The organism is Duncaniella muris (assembly GCF_003024805.1).
Taxonomy (GTDB): Bacteria; Bacteroidota; Bacteroidia; order Bacteroidales; family Muribaculaceae; genus Duncaniella; species Duncaniella muris.
This window is the reverse complement of sequence record NZ_PUEC01000028.1, coordinates 36,671-47,542: the sequence shown is the minus strand read 5'-3', so window position 1 is coordinate 47,542 and position 10,872 is coordinate 36,671. Positions and strand designations below refer to the sequence as shown.

The window sequence follows — 10,872 nt, the reverse complement described above, 5'->3', positions numbered from 1 at the left end:
CAATCTATTGCGATCTAACTTTGAAATTGACAGAGTGCATTTCCTAAAAATGACTCTTGTACTACTTTCATGTCTATTGTAAATCTTTCAATGTTCTCTCGTTGCTTTCTCGATCGCCGTGGCGGCCAGTGGAAAACTTTGCAAAGGTACAACCCTTATTTGAATCTCGCAAATTTTTCTGAAGATTTTAACCTTTCTTAAGATTTGATCGGCGAACCGATCTACCATTTCCAGCGTTATATCTTCTATCAGTCTGCCGCTGCAGGCCTTGCTTCTCAAAAGCGAGTGCAAAGGTAGACATTTCCCCAATTCCTTCCAAATATCTCACGATGTTTTAACAGAATTTTAACACTTAAGCGCGATTTTGAGGTTTTATCCCACCCTATTTTAACAAATACGCTCCAAAACGACATCTCAATTTGGCTAAGACGGAACTTTTGAGTAATTTTGGGCTACACAATTCCGCATTCAACTCAACAATACAATAAAAGAACCAAGAAAGCCAAGCGCAACCATGAACAAAGCCTACACCTATATTATATTTATATTATTACTTATTATATTGCCCGCCAATGTTCTCGCAGCAGACCCACACGAAGTGAGATGGCACAATGAAGCGGCCGACACCACAACCATAACCAGAATCCTGGTCAAAGCCACCGATCTATGCGCCAGCAATCCGAATCAGTTAGTCGAATTCATCGGTCGCGAATTTATAGGCACTCCATATAAATCCGGAACACTCGAAGGATCACCTGAAGCGCTCACGGTAAATCTGGAAGAAATGGATTGTACCACTTTCGTGGAAACGGTAGTAGCCTTGGCGCTAACGGTAGAAAACCACCGCTGCTCATGGATTGACTTTCTGGACATGCTTGAAACAATCCGCTATCGTAACGGATACGCCGACGGATATGCCTCGCGCCTACACTATATCAGTGACTGGGTGATAACAAATACACACCGTGGCTATATAAAAGATGTAACCGGCAGAATACCTCAATCAGACGTTCAGATCAAGACCCTCGACTTTATGTCGCGCAACCGTTCAAAATACCCGGCTCTCAGCGACTCCGCCACATTTGAAGGAATCAAGAACATGGAGGTTGGCTACAGATCTCACCGATTCCCCTACATCAAATCGGCCCGCCTCTCAAGCAAACCAATCATCAACGCACTCAAAGGAGGTGACATAGTGGCACTCACCACAAAAACAAACGGTCTTGACGTGAGCCATGTTGGGATACTCGTAATAGAAAAAGACGGCCCACATCTGCTACACGCATCATCAAAAGAAGACAAAGTTGTCATCGATAAGCTCCCGCTGACAGAATACATGCGCAAAGCCCACCAACTGACAGGCATCCGGGTACTGCGTCTGCAGACACAGTAATCAACACCATAATATAAAAAGCAGGGCCGAAATTTCATCCGTGAAATTTCGGCCCTGCTTTTTTCCAAATACCATCCAAATCTCTATTCAATGCCATACTCCTTGATTTTGCGATAGAGAGTACGCTCGGATATTTTCAGTTCTCTGGCAGCGTCTTTGCGCTTTCCACCATTACGCTCAAGAGCCCGACGGATTGTGTCACGCTCGGTTTCTTCAAGAGTAGCAGGCACAACATCTCCCATCCCACCGGAGCGGAAAGACGGAACAGAGTCTGCAACTATAACGTCACGGTTCAATGGCGAAGCAAAGGGCTGAAACTTCACTATCGACCTTACCAGGCTCTCAGATGGTTCAACCTCTTCGATAGACTGATATGATGTGCCACGAGAAGCAGATCCGCCATTATCCAGAGCCTCAATCCGCGAATTAAGAGCCTCGATCTGCTGCTGAAGACGCAATATCATCCCGAAAAGAGCTTCGCGTTCAGAAGCATAGTCATGATGCGGATCAACAGAAGAGGCCACAGGGACATAATTGAGACTTCCGGCTGGAAGGAACGACATCACATCGTCAGCTCCGACTTCACGACCTGACTCGAATAAGGCAATCTGTTCGACCACATTTTTCAGCTGCCTTACATTGCCGGGCCAGCGATATCTCATCAGTACCCCGCGCGCGCTTTCGTCAAGCGCCACCGCCGGCATCGCATAGCGTTCAGAAAAATCCGAGGCAAACTTACGCGCCAGAAGTGCGATATCCGCCCCACGGTCGCGAAGCGGAGGGATGTGAATAGACACCGTTGACAATCGATAATACAGATCCTCTCTGAAGCGACCATCAGCTACGGCTTTTGCCATGTCAACATTAGTAGCCGCCACAATGCGCACGTTTGACTTCTGAACTGTAGAAGAACCCACTTTCAGGAACTCGCCGCTCTCAAGCACTCTCAACAGTCGTGCCTGAGTGGTGAGAGGCAACTCCGCCACTTCGTCGAGAAATATAGTGCCGCCATCGGCCTCCTCGAAATATCCTTTTCGCGAAGAGACCGCACCGGTAAACGAGCCTTTCTCATGACCGAAAAGTTCCGAATCAATCGTACCCTCCGGAATGGCCCCGCAGTTGACAGCTATGTATTTGTTATGTTTCCGTGGCGAGAAACCGTGAATTATCTTCGGAAAAAACTCCTTGCCGGTACCGCTCTCGCCGGTCACAAGAACCGAAAGATCAATCGGCGCAACCTGGATGGCCCGCGACACCGCAGCCAAAAGGCCGGGCGCATTGCCGACAATCCCATAGCGCTGTTTGGCCTGAACTATCTCATCAGGCAGTTCCTGAAGATTAATCTGCATAAGTAACTCTTCAAAAATTAGACGATACAATCAGAGGCAAAGCCAGTCATCATTTGATTGACTGCAGGCAATAGGTTTTCTCACGCAAGAAATCCCCAAGCTCCTTTATCGAACCTGAATGAGCTTCGATTTCTTCGGGTGTAATCGGATCTCCGACCGAGATATGGATCGTGCTGTTTTTCCTGCGGAACACCTCGGCCGGCAATCTCAGAGTGCGGATCTGCCATGAGACTATACCAAGGAAACGGAACCACCAGCTATTGTAACCATGAAAGAAAATCGGAATCACCGGCACCTTCAGCTGCTGGATAAGACGGATGATCGACTCGCGCCACTCGCGATCCTCAAACTTAAGATGCTTGTTATAATTGCCAACAGCTCCCGCCGGAAAGAACCCGATCGGCTCCCCCCTGCGCACCTGCATTATCGCCTCTTTTATACCCTTCATCGACACTGCCTTCTTGGCCGGATCATCGCTCGCCGTCTGGTCGACCGCAATAAAATTGGGACGCATCGCCACGATATAATTCAGGATCATATTCACCATTACCTTGAATTTCGGGCGGCGACGACCGATTATATCAATAAGCGTGATTCCGTCAAGCGCGCCGAACGGATGATTGCTTATGGTTATGAATGCTCCTTCAGGCAGATTATCGAGCACCTTTTCATTGTCGATACGCAGCTTTATATTGAGATCTTCAAGCAGACCGCGGCAGAACTGCGGCCCCGGAGTGTCGAAGTTATGACTGTGAATCCAGTTGACCTTATCGACAGAGAGCAGCTTCATCAACCAGCCGACCAGACGCCTCTTCCCCTTCAGAAAAGGAGCCATACCGACAATGTCATCATAATCAAGAACCGTGCGTTTGATTTCCTTATTTTGAGTTTGTTCCATTATAGTTCAAGTTTAGAGCAAGTGCAAAATTAAGAAAAATATAGGTAAAACCCGACACATTGTTACCTATAAGCACCAAAAACACAAGAAAAATAGCCATCGAGAAGCCTCGTTTAGCAAAATTAACACCCAAAAGCAATCGCCAATTGTATAAAAGTGTGAAAATTTTTCTACCTTTGCACACTGCAAAAAGACCAAGAAAATATTCACAATCGCGGCATAAGCGTTTTCTTACTATTTTATGAACTTACTACAACAAAAACTATCCAGATACACAGCTCCTCAGGAAGCAAAAGCCGCCGGGGTTTACCCCTACTTCCGCGCCATTTCGAGCGAACAGGATCCTGAGGTAATCATTGACGGCAAGAAAGTATTGATGTTCGGATCAAACTGCTACACCGGTCTCGTCAATGACCCCCGCATCAAAGAAGCAGCCATCGAAGCCACCCGCAAATACGGCACGGGATGCGCCGGATCTCCGTTTCTAAACGGAACCCTGGATCTCCACAAGCAGCTCGAAGCAGCTCTTGCTGAATATATAGGCAAAGAAGACGTAATGGTCTACTCAACCGGATTCGAAGTAAACCTCGGAGTAGTCTCAGCCCTTACCGGACGCGAAGACTACATCCTGTGGGACGAACAGGACCATGCCTCGATCATAGAAGGACGCCGCCTGTCATTCAGCCAGCAGTTCAAATACAAGCACAACGACATGGAGTCGCTCGAAAAGCAGCTCCAGCGATGTGACCCCGACAAGGTCAAACTCATCGTCAGCGACAGCGTCTTCTCAATGGAAGGCGATGTGGCAAATGTGCGCGAAATCGTAAAACTTGCGAAGAAATACAACGCCAGCGTCATGATGGACGAAGCCCACGGCATCGGCGTGTTCGGCGAAGGCGGCCGCGGAGTATGCCACCACTACGGAGTGGCCGATGACGTAGATCTCATCATGGGCACATTCTCCAAGTCATTCGCATCACTCGGCGGCTTCATAGCCACAAACAAGGAGATCACCAACTTCCTGCGCCACCATTCACGCTCCTACATCTTCACCGCCAGCATCACCCCGGCATCTACCGCCGCAGCCCTCAAAGCTCTGGAGATAATGAAAGCCGAGCCCGAACGCCAGGAAAACCTCTGGAAACTCACAAACCATGCGCTTGACGGATTCCGCAACATGGGATTCGAGATCGGCAACACATCGACCCCCATCATTCCGCTCTTCATCCGCGATGACTTCAAGACATTCGCCATCACACGCGATCTTCTTGAAGAAGGAATCTTCGTCAATCCGGTAGTTTCGCCTGCCGTAGCCCCCACCGACACACTCATCCGCTTCTCACTGATGGCCACACACACAATGGAGCAGGTGGACCGCGCACTCGAAACAATAACAAAAATATTCCGCAAATACAACCTGCTTCCGTAAAAAAGCGATAAGCGCAACACATAAAACCACAGCGGCGTAATCATCAACCGAGATTACGCCGCTGTGGTTTTATACCGTCATACCATCACCGGTCAGAAAATACTCAAAAAAATAAGTGAATCATAGACAATCCAAATATCCATAAACAAATATAATCAGACCAAGATAAAGTTATACCAACATTTGTTACTACTACCGCAAATAGCCAATACCGCGGCAGTAATGCTTTGCTATCTATTCCGGCGTCCCGCAGCTCTTGTCAGCCTCAAGCTTACGGCTCAGCTCATGATCAGGCCGAAATTTCAGCTGATCAAACCCCTCGCCGTAAGCACCGTTTACATTAGCCTGGGTAATGAAAGCATTCGGATCAAGATCCTTGACCACACGAAACACTGTCACAGCCTCCATTTTGCGGCACACCACCAGCAAGAGTTTGACCGGCTGCTTTGAATACCAGCCCATACCGTCAAGCACAGTCACACCGCGTCGCGGATACTTGTTTATAGCATTTGCAATCCGCTCCCAGTGCTTGGAAACAATGATAAACTGAACCGCCTGACGGTTTGAGTTTATAATCAGATCCAGCATGTAGGTCAGAATAAACAGCACAATAAAGCCGTAGACCACCCTTGTTATATCATGGAAAAACAGATAGCTTGAAGAAATGATCGCAAAATCGACATAAAGCATAGTACGGCCCACAGTCACATTAGTCTTTTTCGCCACAATAGCCGCAACGATATCCGTTCCACCCGTACTGCCGTTATGAGTGAAAACAATACCAAGGGCTATGCCCGACAGAACCGAACCGATACACACATTCATAAACGGCTGGCCCGGCACCAATGCACCCGAGAATAGCGGAGGCATAAGAGTGACCACCAGCGAAATCGCAGTAGCACCGTAAAGAGTCTTATAGACAAAGGCCCGGCCGACAACCTTCCAGGCAATCACAAGCAGCACTATGTTTATGGCATACTGTGTGATACCGATCAGATAAGGATTCCCGGTAAGAAAATAGACAATCGTACCAAGACCGGTGACACCACCTATCACAACCTTCTCCGGAAGAATAAAAGCCGAGAAGCCAAAACCATAAATCAAAGCGGCAAGCGTGATCATGATATAATCACGGCTCGACATCCAGAGTTTCGTTTTTGAAAAAGTCATTGTCAATAGAATTATAACAGCGCAAATTTAACTTAAATTATAATTCCCTCCAAACCATTTTGCAGGCAAATTTTCCACCGGACAGACCGGCGGAATAACACATTATAATAATATGAAATAAAATCAACCCGATTTACGCTATATTATCATCGCCCGTCGGGCACACCCCACAATATAGAATCAGTCGTCTATAGAACAAAGCGTTTGTTAAAAAAACATAAACCCCGATTGTCAATCCACACAAAATCACTACCTTTGCACACCGATTATGTCCAATTAATAAACCAGACAGTTTCAGGACCAAGCTTTTGGCCAAGCGAAGCCCTGATGCAGTCAAAAAGTAACTATCTATTAATTAAACATTTAACGTGGATACTTTAAGTTATAAGACCCTTACCCCCAACGCAGCAAACGTTGAACGCAACTGGGTCGTTGTTGACGCTACCGACCAAGTGCTCGGCCGTCTTTGTGCAAAAGTTGCCCTCATTCTCCGTGGCAAAAACAAACCCAGCTACTCTCCCAACATCGAGTGTGGCGACAACGTCATCATCATCAACGCCGACAAGGTTCGCCTCACCGGCAAGAAATGGACTGACCGTGAATACCTCTCATACACCGGCTATCCCGGCGGACAGCGCACGGCTACTCCCGAAATCATGATGAAGAAGTCTCTGAACAAGCACATCAAACCCGGCTACCATCCCCTCTTCACCAAAGTGATGAAAGGTATGCTCCCCAAAAACCGCATGGGCCGTGCCATCATTGAAAACATGCACGTTTACAATGGTCCCAACCACCCCCACGAAGCACAGAATCCCGTAGTTATCGACATCAACAAAATTAAATAATTGAAGAATGGAATCAGTTAATGCAGTTGGCCGCCGTAAAGCAGCCGTAGCTCGCGTGATCGTTAAAGAAGGAAACGGTCAAATCACCATCAACAAACGCGCCCTCGATGTGTACTTCCCCTCTTCCATCCTTCAGTACATCGTCAAACAGCCTCTGTCAACACTTGACGTTGTTGAAAAGTATGACATCAAGGTCAACCTCAACGGCGGCGGTTACAAAGGCCAGGCTGAAGCACTCCGTCTCGCTATTGCCCGCGCTCTCGTCAAGATCAACCCCGAAGACAAGCACACACTCCGCGTAGAAGGCTTCATGACCCGCGACCCGCGCGTTGTTGAACGCAAGAAGCCCGGTCGTCCCAAAGCCCGCAAGCGCTTCCAGTTCTCCAAGCGTTAATATTCAATTTCAGACTCTCCTCAAGTGTTTAGTATCTAAACCGCTGAGATGGACACGTTCCCTACTCTCCGGTTGTAATTTGTCAAAAGAACGTAAACAACCCAACAACAAATCATGTCAACACCCAATTTTGACCAACTCCTCGAAGCAGGTTGCCATTTTGGCCACATGAAAAGAAAATGGAATCCTGCAATGGCGCCCTACATCTTCATGGAGCGCAACGGTATCCACATCATAGACCTCTATAAGACCCAGGCCAAACTTGAAGAAGCTGCTGCAGCTCTCCGCAACATCGCCAAGGGCGGCAAGAAGATCCTCTTCGTAGCTACCAAAAAGCAGGCCAAGGAAATCATCGCCGACAAGGCTCAGAGCGTCAACATGCCCTACGTCATCGAACGCTGGCCCGGCGGTATGCTCACCAACTTCCCGACCATCCGCAAGGCCGTGAAGAAAATGACCGCCATCGACAAGATGACAAAAGACGGCACTTTCGACAACCTCTCGAAGCGCGAAAAACTCCAGATCACCCGTCAGCGCGCCAAACTCGAAAAGAACCTTGGCTCAATCGCTGACCTCAACCGTCTTCCCTCGGCTCTGTTCGTAGTTGACGTTTGCAAGGAGCACATCGCCGTTGCCGAAGCAAACCGTCTCGGTATTCCCGTTTTCGCTATCGTCGACACCAACTCCGATCCTTCAAACGTAGACTTCGTTATCCCCGCAAACGATGACGCATCAAAGTCTATCGACCTCATCCTCTCAACCGTATGCGAATCAATCAGCGAAGGTCTTGAGGAACGCAAAGTAGAGAAGGCTGACGAAAAAGCATCTGCTGAAAACTCTGACGCAGCTCCCCGCCGCGAACGTCGCCGCGTGAGCCGCAAGGGCGAAGGCGAAGCTGAAGTAGCTGAAACTGAAGTTGCCGAAGTTGCCGAAGCAGCCGAATAATCAATCCACTCTTTTCACAAACATTCTAAACTCACACTATACTATGGCAGTTACAATGGCAGAAATCACCAAACTGCGCCACCTCACAAGCGCCGGTTTGATGGACTGCAAAAAGGCCCTCGCCGAAACTGACGGCGACATCGAAGCAGCCGTTGAGATCCTCCGCAAGAAAGGTCAGGCTGTAGCAGCAAAGCGTGAAGACCGCAACGCCGCAGAAGGATGCGTTCTCTCAAAGAACGAAGGAAACTTCGCTGCTATCCTCGCCCTCAACTGCGAGACTGACTTCGTTGCCAAGAACGAAGGCTTCGTTTCTCTCGCCAAAAAACTCCTCGACATCGCAGTTGAAAACCGCTGCAAGACTGTCGACGAACTCAAGGCCATCACCGTTGACGGCATCACTGTCGCCGACCTCGTGACCGAAGAGTCAGGCAAAACCGGCGAAAAGACCGAAATCGGCGCTTATGAAGTAGTTGAAGCTCCCACTACCGCAGCTTACAACCACTTCAACAACAAGCTCGCCGCTATCGTAGGCTTCAACCTCCCCGACGTTGACGCCCAGGTAGGCCGCGAAATCTGCATGCAGATCGCATCTATGAACCCCGTTGCCTGCAGCCGCGAAGACGTTCCCCAGGCCACTATCGACCAGGAAATCGCCGTCGCCGTTGAAAAGACCAAGCAGGAACAGATCAAGAAGGCCGTTGAAGCCGCTCTCAAGAAAGCTGGTCTCAACCCCAACCACTTCGACTCTGAAGACCACATCGAATCCAACATCACCAAGGGCTGGATCACTGAAGAAGATGCAACCAAGGCTCGTCAGATCATGAAAGAAACAGCTGAAGCAAAAGCTGCCAACCTCCCTGAGGCCATGATCCAGAACATCGCCAACGGTCGTCTCAACAAGTTCTTCAAAGAAAGCTGCCTCATGGAACAGGAATATGTTCAGGACAGCAAGCTTTCTGTAGGTCAGTTCCTCGAACAGACCCGCAAAGGCCTTGTCGCTGTTGCGTTCAAGCGCGTAAACCTCAACCAGGACTAATCCTCCCGGCCAAGAAAGTCATAACAACGCAATACTCCGTGAACGGGTGCTGACCGAATGTCGGCACCCGTTCATCATTTCCGGGGCAGCTTATACGATTCACTCAGACCCCGCTCCACAATAAGAGGGGTGTTCGATTCGCTGAACAGTTACTCTAAATCACCTTATCACCACATCTCTCTGCGACTTCATGACCCGGTTTGTCATCACGATGCTTTCACGATACTTTTGTCGATTGAAAATCCTGTGACGTCCAATAATTTTGCCACTTTGGTCAAAAATAATTATTTTTGTGATCTATGAGTGAAATTCTTACCCGGCAGCGCATCACCACATTCCTGACTCACCTGCTCTGCATAACCATACTGTTCATACTTCCGGAGGTGCTGACCTCACTCTCCTCTCCGGCCCATCCATTGCGACTATGGGTCTATGCCAAAGCCCTTGTGTATATCGCTGTTTTCTACATAAATTATTACTGGATCATTGAAAAGTCGCTTGACAAGCCTCATCGGGTTGTCAGGTTCGTGGCATCAAACCTACTGCTTATAATTGTAGCCATGATCCTCATCTATCTGGTGTGGCGCTTCCGTGAATTTCTCGGAGGAAAAGCACCGAAGACCAAACATCTTCATCTGTCAGAAGGAATCTACATAGCAAAATGGGTCAGCATCATGTCGCGCGACCTGGTTATGGTGATCCTCGTCATCGGACTCGCAACCGCTCTGCGTCTCGGCGACAAATGGCTTATGCTTGACCGCAAACAGAGAGACCTGATCAGCGCACAGCATGAAGAGGAACTGAAAAACCTGAAAAGCCAGCTCAACCCCCACTTTCTATTCAACACACTCAACTCAATCTACGCACTCATAGCCATCTCCCCGGAAAAGGCCCAGGAAGCAGTCCACAAACTGAGCAGGCTGCTGCGTTTCGTGCTTTATGACAATCCCACCTCAGTCTCAATAAAGCAGGAATTTGACTTTATCACGAACTATATCAGCCTCATGCGGCTCAGACTTAACTCCGCTATCAAACTCGATGTCAGGCTTGACATCGACAGTAATGGCAGACAGGACATGCGAGTTGCCCCCCTGCTGTTCATCACACTCATTGAGAACGTATTCAAACACGGCATCCATACACCCGAAATACCTCTGACCATCCACATCCGCGCTGACGGCAACCGCATAGAATGCCATACATCCAACGGACACATCCCATCAGACAAAAACCGTGAGCACAACACATCCACCCCGTCAGGAGGAATCGGCATGGTCAATCTTCGCCGTCGGCTACACCTGATCTACGGCCAGGCAGCCGAGCTGAAAGTCACTACTGCCGACGGCCTCTATCAGGTCTGGCTGAGCATACCGTCAACTCTCAAATAAAATCAGTCTCCCATCTCAATAA

10 protein-coding genes are annotated in these 10,872 nt (G+C 48.7%); 7 read left to right on the top strand and 3 right to left on the bottom strand.

The window, feature by feature from the left end; all coding sequences use genetic code 11:
* Window positions 1–514 precede the first annotated feature (514 nt).
* Entirely contained in the window at window positions 515–1,393 is an 879-nt protein-coding gene (locus C5O23_RS11220; protein WP_107033036.1) for an N-acetylmuramoyl-L-alanine amidase-like domain-containing protein, read from the top strand.
* An 83-nt stretch (window positions 1,394–1,476) separates the two neighbouring features.
* Here the strand turns inward: C5O23_RS11220 and C5O23_RS11215 are convergent, their stop codons facing one another.
* A complete protein-coding gene (locus C5O23_RS11215; protein WP_107033035.1) occupies window positions 1,477–2,742 on the bottom strand; it encodes a sigma-54 interaction domain-containing protein in 1,266 nt (421 codons plus the stop codon).
* Between the two features lie 49 nt (window positions 2,743–2,791).
* On the bottom strand, window positions 2,792–3,640 hold the full coding sequence (locus tag C5O23_RS11210; RefSeq protein ID WP_107033034.1) for a lysophospholipid acyltransferase family protein: 849 nt from the start codon (window positions 3,638–3,640) through the stop codon (window positions 2,792–2,794).
* A gap of 241 nt (window positions 3,641–3,881) precedes the next feature.
* Here C5O23_RS11210 and spt point away from each other — a divergent pair, with 241 nt between their 5' ends.
* On the top strand, window positions 3,882–5,069 hold the full coding sequence (gene spt / locus C5O23_RS11205; protein WP_107033033.1) for a serine palmitoyltransferase: 1,188 nt from the start codon (window positions 3,882–3,884) through the stop codon (window positions 5,067–5,069).
* 234 nt (window positions 5,070–5,303) lie between these two features.
* Here the strand turns inward: spt and C5O23_RS11200 are convergent, their stop codons facing one another.
* Window positions 5,304–6,239 carry a YitT family protein gene (locus tag C5O23_RS11200; protein ID WP_107033032.1) on the bottom strand — a complete coding sequence of 312 codons (936 nt, stop codon included), beginning with the start codon at window positions 6,237–6,239 and terminating at the stop codon, window positions 5,304–5,306.
* A 368-nt stretch (window positions 6,240–6,607) separates the two neighbouring features.
* On the opposite strand from C5O23_RS11200, the gene rplM reads away from it, so the two are divergent.
* The 5 genes from rplM (at window position 6,608) to C5O23_RS11175 (ending at window position 10,850) form a co-directional block, all read left to right on the top strand.
* On the top strand, window positions 6,608–7,087 hold the full coding sequence (gene rplM / locus C5O23_RS11195; protein WP_107033031.1) for a 50S ribosomal protein L13: 480 nt from the start codon (window positions 6,608–6,610) through the stop codon (window positions 7,085–7,087).
* A gap of 7 nt (window positions 7,088–7,094) precedes the next feature.
* Window positions 7,095–7,481, top strand: coding sequence for a 30S ribosomal protein S9 (rpsI, locus tag C5O23_RS11190; RefSeq protein WP_107033030.1), 387 nt, complete (start codon window positions 7,095–7,097; stop codon window positions 7,479–7,481).
* 114 nt (window positions 7,482–7,595) lie between these two features.
* Entirely contained in the window at window positions 7,596–8,426 is an 831-nt protein-coding gene (gene rpsB / locus C5O23_RS11185) for a 30S ribosomal protein S2 (protein ID WP_107033029.1), read from the top strand.
* A gap of 43 nt (window positions 8,427–8,469) precedes the next feature.
* Entirely contained in the window at window positions 8,470–9,462 is a 993-nt protein-coding gene (tsf, locus tag C5O23_RS11180; RefSeq protein WP_107033028.1) for a translation elongation factor Ts, read from the top strand.
* A 299-nt stretch (window positions 9,463–9,761) separates the two neighbouring features.
* Window positions 9,762–10,850: a sensor histidine kinase gene (locus C5O23_RS11175; RefSeq protein ID WP_107033027.1), complete on the top strand. Its 1,089-nt coding sequence runs from the start codon at window positions 9,762–9,764 to the stop codon at window positions 10,848–10,850.
* Window positions 10,851–10,872 lie beyond the last annotated feature (22 nt).